The sequence below is a fragment of the Stutzerimonas sp. C6.4V genome (genome assembly GCF_058536345.1).
Genome location: NZ_JBZUBM010000002.1, coordinates 550,515 through 566,280 on the forward strand (window position 1 = coordinate 550,515; position 15,766 = coordinate 566,280).

Sequence of the window (15,766 nt, forward strand, 5' to 3'; positions counted from 1 at the left end):
ACAGGATGGTTATGCCAGCGACAACACCTATCAGCGTCCTGTTTGTAGAAGACAGTCCGCACGACGCTGAGCTGGCGCTCGTCACGCTCGAAAAGAGCGGTTATATCGTCGATTGCGAAGTGGTCTATGACCAGTCTGGCGTTGTCGAGGCCTTGCAGCGTCGATGCTTCGATCTGATTCTTTCGGACTTCATCCTGCCCGGCTATTCCGGCAGCCAGGTGCTGCAGGAAGCACGGCAACTCGCACCGGAGACACCCTTCATCTTTCTTTCCGGCGTGTTCGGCGAAGAGCATGCCGTGAACATGATGCGGTCCGGCGCCGTTGACTATGTGCTCAAGCAAAACCTCAGTTTTCTGCCCAAGGCCGTCGAGCGCGCGCTCAGCGAAGTGGACGAGCGGCGCGGCCGACTGCGCGCCGAGCAAGCGCTGCGTGAAGTCGAGGTGCGCGCGCGGCTTGCGATAGACGCAGCCGGACTCGGCATGTGGGACTATGAGCCGCAAAACGGCACGATGATTCTCGATCGCCGCTGCCGGGCCATGTTCGGGTTGCCGGATGATGCACCAGTTGATATCCGGGTATTCGAATCACTGTGCCATCCAGACGACCTGCAGCGCCTGCGTGAGCATGTCTGGGGGGCCATCAGCACCGAGAACGGCGACAGGGAATACACCACCGATTATCGAATCATGCTCGACTGTGGCCAGATTCGCTGGTTCGAAACCCGCGGCCAGGCGTTTTTCGAGAATGGCCTGTGCAAGCGATTCATCGGTGTGGTGATGGATGTCACCGAACAGAAACTGGCGACCGAAGCGCTCAAGCGCATGAACGAGACATTGGGCGAGCGCGTGCAAGAGCGTACCCGGGAGCGCGACCGCACCTGGGAACTGTCGCGCGACCTGTTGGCTGTCGTGCGCTTCGATACCACCGTGGTTGCGCTCAATCCCGCCTGGGAAGAGGTGCTGGGCTGGCCGCGCCAGCAATTGCTGGACACGCCGTTGTGGTCGCTGGTCCATGCCGATGACCTCAGCGCGACCCATGCGGAAACCGAACGCATCCGCTGCGGTAACGTGACCGACCGCTTCGTCAACCGCATGCAGCACCGCGACGGCAGCTACCGTTGGCTGTCCTGGACGGCGGTGCCCGAGGCCGGAATGATGTATGCCGCAGCACGCGACATCACCAGTGAAATCGCCGCTGTAGACAAGCTCGCCGCCGCCAACCGGGAACTGACCGAACAGATCAAGGAGCGGGAACGTATCGAGGCCACACTGCAGCAGATGCAACGCCTCGAGGCGGTCGGCCAGCTCACCGCTGGCGTCGCACACGACTTCAACAACCTGCTGACGGTGATCCTCACCAGCACCAGCTTTCTCAAGAACGATCTGGAAAGAGGCGCGCCGCTGGCCAAGTCGCTCAGCCGTCTGCAGTACATCCAGGAATCCGGCGAGCGCGGCGCTACGCTCACCAGTCAGCTGCTGGCCTTTGCCCGTCGCCAGCAGCTCGCCCCGAAGGCCGTCGACCTCAACGACACACTGGTCGGCCTGTTGAGCCTGCTGCACAGCACCCTGGGAGGCTCGGTCACCATCGAGACCGATACCTGCGCCAGGCTGTGGCACGCACTGGTCGATCCTACCCAGATCGAGATGATCATCCTCAACCTTGCCATCAATGCGCGCGACGCCATGGGCACCGGTGGCTGTCTGACGTTGCGCACGGAAAACGCCGTGATCACCGCACCCGCGGAGCGGGCCGAGGAGCCGGGGCCGGGTGAGTACGTGGTGCTGTCGGTCAAGGACACCGGCTCTGGCATGACCGCCGAGGTGCTGCAGAAAGCCTTCGAGCCTTTCTTCACCACCAAGGAGGTCGGCAAGGGCTCCGGGCTCGGCCTTGCCCAGGTATTCGGCTTCGCCAAACAGTCCGGTGGTGGTGCGCGGATCGAGACCGAGCTGGGCGTGGGCACCACGGTGATGGTCTATCTACCTCGAGTAACCGCACCCAAGCATGCCCTGGGTGTGCCCGAGCATGATTACGACGCCCCTATCGACGATGCGTCACACAGCGTTCTGCTAGTCGATGACGACCACGCGGTACGCGAAGTGACCGCGCAGATGCTGAGCAATCTGGGTTACGCAGTCATACAGGCCGAGAGCGGTCGCATGGCCCTGCAGATGCTCGAAGAAGGGACCGAGGTCGATCTGGTGCTGGCGGATTTCGCCATGCCCGGCATGAACGGAGGCGAGCTTGCTCGTGCGGTGCTGTCACGCTATCCAAAGCTTCCCGTGGTCTTCGTCACCGGCTATGCCGAGCTTGGCGAACTGGGGATGGGCAGCTCGACGGTCATTCAGAAGCCCTTCCGGGAGGAGCATCTGGCGCGGAAGCTGAGCATGGTCCTGAAAGAGAGCACGCTCGCCTGATGACGACCTTGCGCAGCCATTTACGCGCCACTACTGCGCCTCAGCACGCACGGGTCGACACCGCCTTTTCGGCTTTTCAACTGGGGCAGCCAGACGGCTATCGCGCCTTTCTTCTGGCCCACGCCGAGGTGCTGCTTCCACTCGAGATTGCACTGGAACAGTCCGGTATCGAAGCGATGCTTGAAGACTGGCCGCAACGAAGCAGACGTCAAGCCCTGCTTGAGGATCTTGCCGAGATCGGCGCTTTGGCGCCGGTGGCTCCGCCCATCCTGGCGCCACTCTCTCCAAGTGCATGCTGGGGCGTCGCCTATGTGATCGAAGGATCGCGGCTCGGCGGTCGGGTGCTGGCCCGCCGCGTAGCGGACGCCAACCCTTACGCGCCACTACGTTATCTGAGCCATCGCAGCACCACTCCCCTTTGGCCGAGCTTTCTGGAACGACTCGAACAGCAGGAGGCTGTCGCCGACTGGTCGCAAATGCTGGCCGGCGCCAATGACACCTTCGAACGATTTCTCGCAGCGGCACAAGCACACCGCCCCTGATCCGCCGCTTTTCCGCAGCATGGGGAGCACGCCGTCTCCCCTTGCTGCTGCGACAGCTTCGTTCAGCTAGCGATTCTTCTATCGTTCCACACTACCTTTTCCTCTTCTTCTGGTTGGCAACAACATAGATTGACACAAGCACCCTTGAAAACACTGAGGAAAACCGAGGCCTTAGGTGCCAGCCTCGACAACATAGTCTGACACAAGGCCACTGCCACATCGAACGAAGCCCCAATCCTGGAACAACATAGATTGACAAAAATATTTGACCATCCGTAGTTGAGCCCCTGGCTACCCAAGAATCTGTGCCTAGGCCGGTCTCTGTGCTGGCTGAGCTTTCGCGCTAGAAGCCTCATCTCATCCTCCCAGGCTCCATCCGCCACAGTCGCCGCTCTCGATCTACCCCTTCTGCCAAGAAGCATTTCGGGCAGAAGCGATTAATCTTTAAGGGCTAACCGATTAATGCAGGAGGTCCATATGAACGTCGTGGACTTGCTCGGCCCTGTCGTTGAGAGGGTTCTTTCCGCCGGAAAACTGCTGTCTTCAGAGTGGCACCGTATCGGCGGCCCCCGAGGCCACGGGGACAAAGCAGCTATCGACTCCGAGATTGAGGCTCAGCTACGTCTAGATCTGCTCGAACTCCTGCATTGTGATTTCTGGGGTGAGGAAACTGGGACGCACATGACAGGTCACGAGTACTGTTGGGTAGTCGATCCGAACGATGGAACAGCGGACTTCCTACAACACCGTGCAGGGTCAGCCATCTCTGTCGGCCTACTTCACAATGCAATCCCTGTTCTAGGGGTGGTCTACGCCCCCATCGCACCGGATGGTGGTGAGGATTGCATCTCCTGGGCAGAAGGACTGCCAGCAATCATTCGCAATAGGCAAACAGTACATGCTCTGCTTGATCAACTGAGGTTGACGTCCAACAGCGTGGTACTGGTAAGCACTGCCGCAACAAGCAAACCTGAGCTCAACGCAGAGCTTTGTGCCCCGGCAGAGTTCATTTCAATGCCCAGCATCGCCTATCGCCTCGCTCGTGCCGCAGCTGGTGATGCTGTCGTGGGTACGTCTCTTGTACCTGTGTCAGCTCATGATGTGGTAGGAGGTCACGCACTACTGATCGGCGCAGGCGGCGTGCTCATTGATCAAGATGGCGGGCCGATCACCTATGAATCTGAAGAGCGAATGAAGGAGGTTTCCTTGCGCTGCTTCGGCGGAGCACCTCAAGCATGTCAAGAGCTTGTCACTAGGGACTGGAAGCGCCTGTTTCGCTAATAATGAGCTGAAAACTCGCACTCAACCGGTGTTGAAAGCAGGAAATCGTTTGCCAAGCGCGACTATATTCGAGAAGGCGCCCCTTGCGAGCGCCGTCATGCGAAGAGCCGGGAACCAACAGCTCTTAGCGCCCTACGCGCCGAGAGGAGCGTACAGACCAATCAGCCGAGTTTTCTAATCTTCCGTTTCGAACTCGAGTGCTTTTAGCACGCCAATGAGAGCCTGGTCGCAGCCTTCTGCAATATGGAAAAAATGAGCTCGAAAATTACCGTGGGTAGCACGGGCCTCGCGAATTGCGACCTCTTTTTTCTCATGGGTCGCGTGCCCGCGGATCTCATTGCGAAGCTCATGGAGCTTTTTCATAGGAGCCAGAAGTTGTTTGGCAGCCTCCTCACTCAGAGTGCTTCCAAGCAGAATTTCATGAAGAAGCTTCAGCGAGCGCCACACAGACTCTACTTCTCGCCCTTTTTCTTGGGCGATCTTTCGCAGAGGTTTATCTAGAAAGCCCTCCACCAGCAATTGGTCGAGCGCCAAGATTTCATCTCCCCATTCTTTCGGGGAGTCGGTAGCCGGGGCCAGTACGCTATCCATCAGTGCATCGCCTCTCCGGTTCCACCATTCCGGGCTAGCCTTATCCAGCGCTCTCACCTTATTTCTTAAAGAAGTTAAGGGGTCGTAGGTCGTGCACCACTGCCCCTCTATATCCGTCCGATGGGCTCGTGCCGAGATGGATGACTTCGGCCATTCGTTGAATGCCTTCCAGTAGTTTTGCTCTGCAATAGGAAGCTTGGCGAGGTCGCCGATGTAAACGTGGACTTGACCTGCCTCATTTATGTCGTACGACTTGATGTGCCAAGCTCCGCGGCAGGAGATGCTTCGGTCTTCGAGCGTGTATTTTTCTGGGTCCGCCTTGAAGCGCTGGAGAACCTCGGGCCTAAAGAATGCGGGAGATATCTGCCACGGCAGGTCGCTTTGCTCGAAGTAGCTGACGATATGAAGCGGGCTAGCGGACGTCTCGACATTGCGATCATTTTTGCGGTCGTAAATTTTGAAAACTGCATATTCCCGGTCAGGGTCACCTTCAAAATCCCTGCACCACGCCTCTTCCTGTTCAGCCAGGGTTGTTTGTGAGCGCACAACCATAGCGCCGTGCATAAAGCTGGCACGAGCGGCTGAACCGCCATGGTAAAAAAGATCCTCCCCATCGCGATGGTAGCGGCTTAGGTCATTCCAGCCGCTGAAGCTACCGCGAACGGTCCGCGTGAAGTCAAACTTGATAACCAGCGCTAGATCCGCGACTGCCATGTAGATGTCCAGATCTTTGCGAAGAATCGTTACGACTTCTCTACCTTCCAACTGCTCATCAATTGGAAGCGTCATAATCCGTATCACATCCTCGATATCCCCATTGCCGTCTAGGCGACAGTAGGCATTCCGCTCGGGGATATAGTGAATGTCTAGGCAGTGGACGAGTTTCTGGCTGACTTCAATTGGAGCCGGGCCTTTGTGCACTCCCGAAAAATATCGCCTTGTGACGAGCGTCTCGCCGCCAGAGAGGGCTGATACCCGGTCATTCGGAAATGGTGGCTCTAGGTATACGCGGTAACCTTCAGCTGCGCTCCAAGACTTTTGAATCTTCCAAGCTGCATCAGTGCAAAGCGACGTATTCTGAAGCGCGTCTCCGTCAACCGGTGTGACGTTAACGGTTGGTACTAGAGCTCCGACGATCAGTACCGCGGGAGCGGATGCATAGATGACGGTCTCATCAGCATGCGCATTCGTGACCAGGTACTGCGAGGCTTGTTCAGCATCCACGTACCAATGATCATCTGGATTCATTGGCGCGGTCGCGAGCGCTATTAGATCCTTGGCTTCAAATCGGCGCATCTTCCCTCTCGCACTACCATTGGTTCGGTAGAGCCTAATCTCCGCTCCGGCGCTGTACAGGTCAATCCCATAAAGGTTCGCAAGGTACCTTGGCTAACCACGGCAACGCTCTACTCTCTGAAGCCAATAGGCCCATGCACAGTCGACAGGCCTTGTCACATGCTGCTGTGTGAGGGTGACATGAGCGACCGCTAGTACCCGTTTTCTGCGCTTCACGACCGGCTGCAATCGGCCAAAAGCTGCCTGTCGTTGAGTGCAATTTTTGACTCATGGCTGCCAGCAACGGCAGCAGTTAAAATGCTCAGAGACGATCACTCAACGAGCAATAGACCTAGTTTGTTCGACCGAGCTAGATTAGTAAAAGCTCTTTCACTTTTTGCTTGATTTCAGCAGGGCTTTCTTCAAATCCGTATTTACCGGCATTATCTTTAGAAGAGTTATATCCCAAGAAATAACCATTGTATTGAAAGTAGTTAGTGTCAATTTTTCGCCTGCTTGGCTTGCCTTTTTCCAGCATATCCAGAAGCGTTTTTAAGTGTGAGCGTGTTAGCCAGAATTTTAGAAGTAATCCGCTCCCTAGCACTTCAGTGCCGATCATTGGAGCTGCTTGAAAGCCCAAGGCCTAGCTCAGGGCTAGTCGTCTACACCAGTTCCGCTATGTATGCTGAAGGGGGCCCAACCACTCTACCTGACCAGCAACCTCAAGCGCTTCGGCGAATTCAACCTCAAGCTAAACCGGCCACCGGAGCCCTGGATCAAGGACTCGGTGTTCCAACAAGCTGCCGGCTCGCTGCGGGTGATCAGACCTAGCCAGCTAGATACCGAGAAAACGCCATGATCAACATTCCTCCCGCATCCTTCCGCCTTACACCGTACGGCGAAGTGGACGCCGTGGCGTTGGAAAACCTGCGCGACAGCTTCGACACCTCTCAACTGCTCCGGCTGGTTGATCGCTTGGACGTCTGTTTGGTGGAACTGGGTGGAATCACCTCCATTCGCGACGAGCTACTGAGATTGCATGCGATGGCTCTGACGATAGTTGAGGGCATCGCTCTTACGGTGCCTGCCGAGAGTGCTTGTATCTGGACAGAAGCCCAATCTCTACAGATGGATCTTGAGGCACTGGTTTCTTGGGCGCGCTCCGCTCAGCTCATCATTGCGCCGCTGATCAATCTTGCTCCACAGCACGAGGCATGAGCGCTCTCGCCGATTTCGACGAGGCTCAACTGTTTCTGACCATGGCTGGAATCGCCCGTAAGTAGATCAATTCACCAATCAGTTCTACGAGTGTCTGAGTAATCACAGCCGCCGCGGCCAGCGCGCGAATGGACTCCGGGAGCGCTAGGGCCAGGGGAAGCACTACAAGCGAGTTGCGAGTGCCTGAGCTAAAGGCCACTGCCCGTGCGGCAGAAGCCTCCAAGCCAAATAGCCGGGAGCTGAGTACGCCGAGGGCCGGAGCGAGTAGTAGAAACGCTCCGTATACCGGAAGCAACGGCGCCAGGATGTCGAGTTGGTACACGACAGCCGCGATCTGCGAACCCACCACCACGATTAGAACCAGGGCCATTGCAGGCACTGGCAGCCAGGCCCAACCTGCGCTCCATGCGCGAAGCAGCAGAGATCGGCGTCCGCCAAATTCGGTGAGCACAGCCGCTACCAAGGGTAGGACGATCAGTAACAGGAAGGCTTCTGCGAAGGGCCACAGCTCGATCACTGTGCCGGCTTCGGGGCCAAGGATTAGCCGCAAGTAGAGGGGCAGCAGCAGAAGCTGGAGCAACAGCAGCAATGGCGTCGCCGCGAGCACCAGACGAGAGTCCCCTTTGCCCAGGTGGGTGAAGACCACCACGTAATCGATACAAGGCGTCAGCAGGACAAGCAGCGCGCCGACCAACAAGGCCTTGTTCGATGAGAGCGGCCACGTCACCAGCCACACCATCAATGGCACCAATAGGAAGTTGGCCAGCAACAAGGCACCGACGAAGCGGCGGTTGGCAAAAGCTTCTCGCAGCTCCAAAAAAGGAATCTGCAGAAACATGGCATACATCAGCACGGCAATCGCCGGTGTGATGGCCATGGCCGTCAGTCCGGTGAATTGCGCAGAGCTCAGGCCTGCAATGGCAGCGGCCACCACCGCCGCGAAATAAAATGCTATCTGGTGTTCTTCCAGCCAGTCCCGCGACATCTGATATCTTCCCTTGTTGCGCAAGGGCGACATTCTCCCACTGGCATCGGATTTAACCCAGCGTTGAGGCTGGTTGCTTTTCGCTTTGCCGTTGGGCGAAGTCCGCAACGGTCCTAACAAGTCCTGCCGATAAGAGGATGCATGATGTTTCGAAATAACTGGATGGCGGGTCTGAGGCAAGTGCTCGCCATCGCCAGGAGTTAACCGCAATGAATCCTCAACCTTCAGGCATGCCCTGGAACCTGCTGCTGCTAACCTGGCTGGTCGCACTGGTATCGACCCTGTCCGCGCTGTTCATTGGTGAGGTGATGGGCCAGGCACCCTGCGTGTTGTGCTGGTTCCAGCGTGCCTTCATGTTTCCGCTGGCGGTGATCCTGGCCATCGCCTGCTACCGCTCGGATTTCACCGTCTGGCACTATGCCCTGCCGCTGACCGCTATCGGTGCGGCACTGGCATTTGTTCACACGCTGCTCTATGCAGGGCTGATTCCACAGCCGATCCAGCCCTGCACGGCCACTGGTCCATCCTGCTCAGGCGCCGGAATGACCCTCTTCGGCGTGGTGCCCCTGCCGGCACTCGCCTTGTTCGCTTTTATCCTTATCGCCATCCTGCTCATAATCATCCGTCGGAGAACCACCCCATGAATCGCCGTTCCGTGGTCCTGATCGTCAGTGTCGTGATCCTGGCCGTCTTTGCTGCCGCCGCATTCTTCTATTCCCCCTCGCAATCGCCTCAACAGGCCCAGGCTCCCGGTTCGACAGCCCAAGAGACCGCGACACAACCCAAACAGAACGGCGGCCAGTTGGTTCGCTTCCACTCACCAGTGTTCGGCCCGGCGCAAGCGCCAGTGACCATCGTCGAATTCTTTGACCCTTCCTGCGAGGCATGCCGCGCCTTCCACCCCTATGTGAAGCAGATCCTCGCCGAGAACCCGGAAGACGTGCGTTTGGTGCTGCGCTATGTACTGTTCCATCAAGGCTCCGAAGAGGTGGCGCGAATGCTGGAGGCGGCGCGTAAGCAAAATCTCCATGAACAAGTGTTGGGGGCTGTGCTGGAAGCCCAACCCGGTTGGCACGACGACCCCAAGGTAACGCAGGCATGGGCTGCTGCAGAGCGCGTCGGTTTGAACTTGGAACAGGCCCGCCAGGACATGCATACGCCTGGCGTCAACGCCGTGCTGGAAACGGACATGCAGGACGTTAAAGCCGTTGGGGTTCGTGGCACGCCGACTTTTTTTGTCAATGGTCGTGCGCTCAGCGAGTTTGGCCCGGAGCCGCTGCGCCAGTTGGTGAACAGCGAAGTGGCCAAGGCACGAGAATGACACTATGAGCGCGCTGGAAAACCGCGTGCCACCGCTGCTCGTGGCCGGCCTGATCGCTGTGCTGATGGGTTTGTCGGGAACCAAATTGCCGGGTTTCGAACTGGCATGGACCGCGCGCCTGACCTTCGCTTTGCCAATACTGCTCCTGGGGCTCGGCGTGTGCCTCGCCGGCGTCCTGTCGTTTCGCCGCGCGCGTACTACGGTTAATCCATTGCAGCCGCAGCAGGCTTCTGCATTAGTGGAGGCTGGCATCTACCGGTACAGCCGCAACCCCATGTACTTAGGCTTTGCCATTATCCTGGCGGCTTGGGCGCTGGTCTTGGCCTCGCCTCTAACCCTGCTTGGCGTAGTTGCTTTCGTGCTGTACATGAACCGTTTCCAGATCCCAGCCGAAGAGTGGGCGCTGGAAACATTGTTCGGCGAATCATTTGCCCGCTACCGTGCACGAGTCCGCCGCTGGCTCTGAGCGTCCGCGGCGGTAGCGACTGGCGGGGCTTGCTCGTCGCGGCAGCCTGCCGAAGGTGCCACGACCTAGCCTGATCTCCTCGTGACGAGCTGCTTTGGCCACATGCCGCTAGCATGTCTCTGGTCGAAGACATAGCGCCAACGAGTGATGTCGCAAGTTCACTCCGTTGATATCGAGATAACTGTCTAGCAACAGCGGTGAGCGCAAAGCAGGCTTATGCTTCGCTGCGATGACTGTCGGCCTGCCTGGTGTCGATACAAACACTGCCGTCTAGCTCCATTTCAAGTGTCGAGTGGCTGACTTTGAATCGCTCATGAAGTACACGTTTTAAATCAGTCTTCACTCGTTCAATTTCGGGCAGGCTAGCCTTCTTGATGACAACGTGAGCTTCCAATGCAGTTGAATGTTCGGCAATTTCCCAGACATGTACGTGGTGAACACTCACAACGTCGTCCACTTGCTCCATGACATTGATTATATCAGTGATGGAAACTCCTTCTGGTGCGCCCTCCATTAACAAGTGAATGGTTTTAGGTAGCATGCTAAAGCCCTGCCATAGCACGTAACCAGCAATCATCAGCGTCAGTACAGTATCTGTCCAATACCAGTCATACAGAAGGATTAATGTTCCGGCAATAATAACACCGACGGAGGCCAGCGCATCCGACACATTGTGCAAGAATGCCGCCTTTATATTCATGCTATTCTTAGACATTGTGTAGGTGAGCAAGGCCGTGACGACATCTACAATCAAGGCTATTCCCGCCACCACGACCACTGTCCATCCTTCAATGGGCTGTGGGGCAAAAAACCGACCTATAGCTTCGTAGATGAGGTAGAGACCAACGATAATCAGCGTGACCAAGTTAATCAAAGCCGCTATGGTTTCACTGCGTCGGTAGCCGAAGGTTTTAAAAGCATCTGGCGGTTTGCGACCGATTTTACGTGCGATGAGCGCAATAACCAGTGATGCGGCATCGCTCAAGTTATGTAGCGCGTCAGCTATGAGCGATAAACTGCCAGAAAGTATTCCTCCAACAACTTGTGCCAGAGTTAGCACAGTATTAACGCCAATGGCAGCGATTAAACGCTTATCGCCTATGGCTTCGGTGTTATGGTTATGTTCGTGAGCCATTGGTTTTTAACCGTCCTTAAATAACATAAGACAAGGATAGGGAGCCCAAAAAAGTAATAGATAATACTAGCACCAATACCATCTGGCCTTCCAAACCACACTGACAGAAATGCGACCACTCTCAAGCGAGTTCGTGCATTATCGTCTGAAACTTGCCGATAACTGGCCGATCCCTCTCAAACGTTAAACGACGTTGCTCGCTAATGATAGATGATGCGGCGTCAATCCGAAGATGACAAAATTGTAATCTTCCAATCATTCTTTTCGTAGGATAGGCCCTTGCAGATTGGTGCGCCTCGGTGCTGACATGACGAAGCAAGGCGCTCATGTCACCGCGCAATGGAAGCATTACATTTCAATAATGTAATGCTTGGCTCATGCTGCTGTTAACTTCAATCACGCAAAATTCATTCGAACCTGCAGGGCTCAGCGAGAAAGCTCAGCAAGCCACCTTTGAATTTAGCGAGGACTGCCCTATGAATCTGTTGAAAGCTATTGTTGTTGGTTTGGTAATCTGCGGCTCCGCATTGTCTTATGCAGAAGATGGTTACGACCGCTCAATTAAATTTAATGAAAAATTCCGAGCAGATCAAAAACGAATTCACGGAACCGAATCCGCCAAACGAAAAATAGACGAATTACAGATTAAGGATACCCGCCAAGATCAGAACAATACGGAAAGCAAGAAAGAAACCAAAGCTGACTAACCGCTTCATATCTGAACGATATTCGCCTCCGGCAGCTTCCAATCTCCGTTGGTAGCAGTTGTACTCTAAGCGCCCTTCGGGGCGCTTTTTTGTGTCCATCACTTGCACGCAAAATCGCTACCAGCGAATCGCCCTGGCCTTTATAGGCCGTTTCGTTAAGTCAGGCCGCTATCGCCTGATCTGTTTGTTATTAGCGTTCGCAAGAGCATATCCGATTGGGCTGAACAGACGCTGGTGGCGTACAACGCATCCATGTCAGGGTCGCCCTCTCAACGGCCTCGCGGTTCGTCCATGATTGAAGGTGTCAGCTCGGCCTTGTAAAGCCCGCTGATCGGTCCAGCCAGGGCGTTTTCGTAGCTATCGCCCGTGCTGCCGCCCGGGGCAGCTCAGCCGCTGCTTGCATAATCTTTTTTCGTCAGCTCACCGTGGGTGAAAGCCATCAGCCGAGGAGGCGTATGTAGCGCGGAGTCATACGCACTAAGCGCTGAGCACCCTTTCTATTCACCGCTTAGATGCATTAGACCTACGCTATAAAGGCTTTGCTGCCCGCTGCGCCGCAGCTGAATCTTAGCACTCCGAAACCAACACGCCCCGTTCTCGCTAGCTAGCAAGAACGGGGCGTTGTGTGCCGCCACTCGATTTTCTAGCTAGTTCTGTCAGCGGCTAGCGCAATTTCTTGCTCCTCCAATTCGTCTTCGCGCCGATGAGCCATCTGGTAGAGCAACGGCAAAACTAATAGCGTTAGCACCGTTGAGGAGAGAATCCCCCCGATTACCACCGTCGCAAGGGGGCGCTGCACCTCTGCACCGGTACCCACATTCAAGGCCATTGGAACGAACCCGAGTGAAGCCACTAGGGCCGTCATCAATACCGGGCGTAGCCGGGTAAGAGCGCCCTCGCGGATCGCGGTGTCCAGAGGCAAACCTTGCTCCCGTAGGCTACGGATGAAGGAGATCATTACCAGGCCATTTAGAACTGCGACGCCTGACAGAGCAATAAAGCCAACACCTGCTGAAATGGACAATGGGATATCTCTGAGCCACAGCGCAACAATGCCTCCCGTGAGCGCAAATGGAATCCCGGTAAAGACCAACAAGCCGTCTTTGACATTGTTGAACATCATGAAAAGCAGAATGAAGACCAGGAGCAGCGCCACGGGGACGACAATCTGCAGCCGCTTCGTTGCCGATTCAAGCTGCTCAAAGGTACCGCCCCAATCGATCCAATAACCTGCCGGGATATCTACCTGAGCCTGGATTTTCTGTTCTGCCTCAGATACGAATGATCCAATGTCCCGACCACGGACGTTTGCACTAACGACAATTCGCCGTTTCCCTTCCTCTCTACTGATCTGATTCGGACCGGGGGCCAAATCCAGAGTGGCCACCTCGCCGAGGGGGATATAACTTATGGCGCTGTTTAATTCCCTTGGAAGGGCAATTGGGAGCCTCTCAATTGCGGCGAGATCGCTGCGTATCTCGTCCGGTAAACGAACTACGATATCGAAACGCCGGTCTCCTTGAAACAAGGTGCCTGCCTCTCGGCCCCCGATGGCTACTGCAACCGCTTGCTGTACAGTATCTAAACTCAGGCCGTATCGTGCGATTTGATCGCGATCGATATCAATCGTGAGCATAGGAAGGCCAGTCGTTTGCTCGACCGTAACCTCGGAGGCGCCTGGTACTTGTCCTAGCACCTCGGACACTTCCGCCGCCGTGCTGTTAAGAACCTCCATGTCATCACCATAGATTTTCACGGCTACAGCGGCACGAACACCGGAAATCAACTCGTTGAAACGCAGCTGAATAGGCTGGGAAAACTCGTAGTTATTGCCCGGTAACTCAGCGGCGGATGCTTGGACCTCGCTTAAGAGTTCGTCGCGCGACTTGCCTGGATCCGGCCACTGCTCTTGTGGCTTCAGCATGACGTACCCGTCAGAGATGTTTGGAGGCATGGCATCGGATGCCACCTCCGCAGTGCCTGTGCGCGCAAAAATCCGCTCGATCTCCGGAAACTCATCCATGAGCTTTCGCTCCAGCTGCTGCTGCATCTCGACAGACTGACTAAGGCTGGTAGCCGGTACACGAAGGGCTTGGATAGCGAAGTCCCCCTCGTTGAGGCTAGGCACGAATTCACTGCCCATACGTGCCCCTACGAGGCCGGAAAGTACAACTGCAACAACGGCAAAGGTGAGCACTACTGGCTTGTTGGACATCACCGCATCGAATGCAGGTGCGTAGGCCCGTTTAGCATTGCGGATTAGAAAGTTTTCCTTCTCTGTAACACGCTTGCCGATAAAGAGCGCAACGGCTGCCGGGACGAACGTCACCGAGAGAATCATCGCCCCGAATAGCGCTGTCACTACGGTAAACGCCATGGGCGTGAACATCTTACCTTCTACCCCTGTAAGGGCGAATATCGGCAGATATACGATCATAATGATCAGCTGCCCATAGAGTAGAGGCCGACGCACTTCCTTTGCCGCAGCGAACACTTCATGAAGCCGTTCGGACAGCGTTAATGCCCGCCCGTGATGGGACTGAGCGTGAGCAAGTCGACGCACGCAGTTCTCAACAATCACCACGGCACCATCGATAATGATGCCGAAATCCAATGCGCCTAAGCTCATCAGGTTGGCGCTGACCTCGTTGGCTACCATGCCGGTGAACGTAAAGAGCATCGCCAGCGGTATAACAAGTGCGGTTAGGATCGCCGCACGGATATTGCCCAAGAAGAGAAAAAGTATAACCACAACAAGAATGGCACCCTCAGTGAGGTTCTTCTTAACGGTGGATATAGCTTTGTCTACGAGTACAGTTCGATCGTAGACAGTAATCGCCTTTACGCCCTCTGGAAGCGAAAGGTTTATCTCTTTCATCTTGTCATCGACAGCCCTAGAAACTACCCGGCTATTTTCACCGATAAGCATGAAAGCCGTACCTAGAACCACTTCGCGGCCATTCTCGGTGGCTGCGCCAGTACGGAGCTCCTTTCCAACCTCTACCGTCGCAACGTCGCGGATACGTACTGGGGTACCGTCAACGTTGCTAATAAGGGTATTGCGGATGTCCTCTACTGATTGCATTTGTCCTGGAGCACGAACAAGATACTGCTCGCCGCGTTTTTCAATATATCCGGCACCTAGATTGTTATTGTTTTGCTCAACCGCTTCGATCAGATCTTGTAATGTCAGTCCAAACGACCGCAAAGTGTCTGGATTGGGGGCGATCTGATATTCCTTTGCATATCCTCCGATCGTATTGATCTCAGTAACACCAGGTACATTTCGGACTTGCGGTTTGATGATCCAATCTTGAATCTCACGCAAGTCAGCAGGGGTATACGGCGTACCGTCCGATTTGGTGGCACCTTCCTCAGCTTCAACCGTCCAAAAATAGATTTCGCCAAGCCCAGTGGAAATAGGGCCAAGTGTTGGAGTGACGCCATCTGGGAGCTGATCTTTGGCCCCTCCCAGGCGCTCGTTCACAAGTTGGCGGGCAAAATAGATGTCAGTGCCTTCCTCAAAAATAACTGTGATCTGAGAAAGTCCATATCGAGACAAGGAACGGGTCTGCTCGAGCTTGGGCAGCCCAGCCATTACCGTCTCGAGCGGGTAGGTAATACGCTGCTCCACTTCCAGCGGGGAATAACCTGGCGCCGCAGTGTTGATTTGCACCTGTACGTTGGTGATATCCGGGACAGCATCGATAGGCAGCTTTTGGTAGCTGTAAGCTCCTAACGCTGCCATGCCAAGCACGGCTAGCATAACCAACCAGCGATGCTCGATAGAAAAACGAATGATACGTTCGAACACGATTCTATAACTCCGTA

14 protein-coding genes and 1 pseudogene are annotated in these 15,766 nt (G+C 55.6%); 9 read left to right on the forward strand and 6 right to left on the reverse strand.

The window, feature by feature from the left end; genetic code table 11:
* Positions 1 to 11 precede the first annotated feature (11 nt).
* From AC4LFW_RS18410 to AC4LFW_RS18420, 3 genes are all read left to right on the forward strand, one after another.
* Positions 12 to 2,414, forward strand: coding sequence for a hybrid sensor histidine kinase/response regulator (locus AC4LFW_RS18410; protein WP_491820984.1), 2,403 nt, complete (start codon positions 12 to 14; stop codon positions 2,412 to 2,414).
* Positions 2,414 to 2,956 (forward strand): biliverdin-producing heme oxygenase, encoded by a 543-nt coding sequence (locus tag AC4LFW_RS18415; RefSeq protein WP_491820986.1) that lies wholly within the window; start codon positions 2,414 to 2,416, stop codon positions 2,954 to 2,956. Before AC4LFW_RS18410 ends, AC4LFW_RS18415 begins: the two co-directional genes overlap by 1 nt.
* 477 nt (positions 2,957 to 3,433) lie before the next feature.
* Positions 3,434 to 4,237 carry an inositol monophosphatase family protein gene (locus AC4LFW_RS18420; protein ID WP_003118436.1) on the forward strand — a complete coding sequence of 268 codons (804 nt, stop codon included), beginning with the start codon at positions 3,434 to 3,436 and terminating at the stop codon, positions 4,235 to 4,237.
* A 174-nt stretch (positions 4,238 to 4,411) separates the two neighbouring features.
* Here the strand turns inward: AC4LFW_RS18420 and AC4LFW_RS18425 are convergent, their stop codons facing one another.
* Entirely contained in the window at positions 4,412 to 6,124 is a 1,713-nt protein-coding gene (locus AC4LFW_RS18425) for a hypothetical protein (protein WP_064481052.1), read from the reverse strand.
* Between the two features lie 349 nt (positions 6,125 to 6,473).
* On the reverse strand, positions 6,474 to 6,722 hold the full coding sequence (locus AC4LFW_RS18430) for a hypothetical protein (RefSeq protein ID WP_101153433.1): 249 nt from the start codon (positions 6,720 to 6,722) through the stop codon (positions 6,474 to 6,476).
* 63 nt (positions 6,723 to 6,785) lie between these two features.
* Between AC4LFW_RS18430 and AC4LFW_RS18435 the strand changes: the two genes are divergently transcribed.
* Together AC4LFW_RS18435 and tnpC are read left to right on the forward strand one after the other, a co-directional pair.
* A complete protein-coding gene (locus AC4LFW_RS18435; RefSeq protein WP_003292677.1) occupies positions 6,786 to 6,962 on the forward strand; it encodes a hypothetical protein in 177 nt (58 codons plus the stop codon).
* Positions 6,959 to 7,321, forward strand: a complete 363-nt coding sequence (tnpC, locus tag AC4LFW_RS18440) for a Tn3 family transposase post-transcriptional regulator TnpC (protein ID WP_003292676.1) — start codon at positions 6,959 to 6,961, stop codon at positions 7,319 to 7,321. The genes AC4LFW_RS18435 and tnpC overlap by 4 nt, the downstream gene beginning before the upstream one ends.
* A gap of 25 nt (positions 7,322 to 7,346) precedes the next feature.
* Here the strand turns inward: tnpC and AC4LFW_RS18445 are convergent, their stop codons facing one another.
* On the reverse strand, positions 7,347 to 8,306 hold the full coding sequence (locus tag AC4LFW_RS18445; RefSeq protein ID WP_003292675.1) for an arsenic resistance protein: 960 nt from the start codon (positions 8,304 to 8,306) through the stop codon (positions 7,347 to 7,349).
* A gap of 209 nt (positions 8,307 to 8,515) precedes the next feature.
* On the opposite strand from AC4LFW_RS18445, the gene AC4LFW_RS18450 reads away from it, so the two are divergent.
* From AC4LFW_RS18450 to AC4LFW_RS18460, 3 genes are read left to right on the forward strand one after another with little or no spacing between them, the layout of a single operon-like run.
* On the forward strand, positions 8,516 to 8,950 hold the full coding sequence (locus AC4LFW_RS18450; protein WP_003292674.1) for a disulfide bond formation protein B: 435 nt from the start codon (positions 8,516 to 8,518) through the stop codon (positions 8,948 to 8,950).
* Positions 8,947 to 9,627 carry a DsbA family protein gene (locus AC4LFW_RS18455; protein WP_008569955.1) on the forward strand — a complete coding sequence of 227 codons (681 nt, stop codon included), beginning with the start codon at positions 8,947 to 8,949 and terminating at the stop codon, positions 9,625 to 9,627. The genes AC4LFW_RS18450 and AC4LFW_RS18455 overlap by 4 nt, the downstream gene beginning before the upstream one ends.
* Before the next feature lie 4 nt (positions 9,628 to 9,631).
* Positions 9,632 to 10,093 (forward strand): methyltransferase family protein, encoded by a 462-nt coding sequence (locus AC4LFW_RS18460; RefSeq protein ID WP_003292672.1) that lies wholly within the window; start codon positions 9,632 to 9,634, stop codon positions 10,091 to 10,093.
* Positions 10,094 to 10,307: 214 nt separating this feature from the next.
* Here the strand turns inward: AC4LFW_RS18460 and AC4LFW_RS18465 are convergent, their stop codons facing one another.
* A complete protein-coding gene (locus tag AC4LFW_RS18465; protein ID WP_008569956.1) occupies positions 10,308 to 11,228 on the reverse strand; it encodes a cation diffusion facilitator family transporter in 921 nt (306 codons plus the stop codon).
* Positions 11,229 to 11,605: 377 nt separating this feature from the next.
* On the opposite strand from AC4LFW_RS18465, the gene AC4LFW_RS18470 reads away from it, so the two are divergent.
* Entirely contained in the window at positions 11,606 to 11,935 is a 330-nt protein-coding gene (locus AC4LFW_RS18470; protein WP_023444715.1) for a hypothetical protein, read from the forward strand.
* 210 nt (positions 11,936 to 12,145) lie between these two features.
* Here the strand turns inward: AC4LFW_RS18470 and AC4LFW_RS18475 are convergent.
* Both AC4LFW_RS18475 and AC4LFW_RS18480 read right to left on the reverse strand, forming a co-directional pair.
* Positions 12,146 to 12,309 (reverse strand): annotated as a pseudogene (locus tag AC4LFW_RS18475) (IS3 family transposase); the annotation flags it as partial.
* Positions 12,310 to 12,578: 269 nt separating this feature from the next.
* The gene (locus AC4LFW_RS18480; protein WP_491820992.1) at positions 12,579 to 15,749 is read right to left on the reverse strand and encodes an efflux RND transporter permease subunit; all 3,171 of its coding nucleotides are present in this window, start codon (positions 15,747 to 15,749) and stop codon (positions 12,579 to 12,581) included.
* Between the last annotated feature and the right edge of the window lie 17 nt (positions 15,750 to 15,766).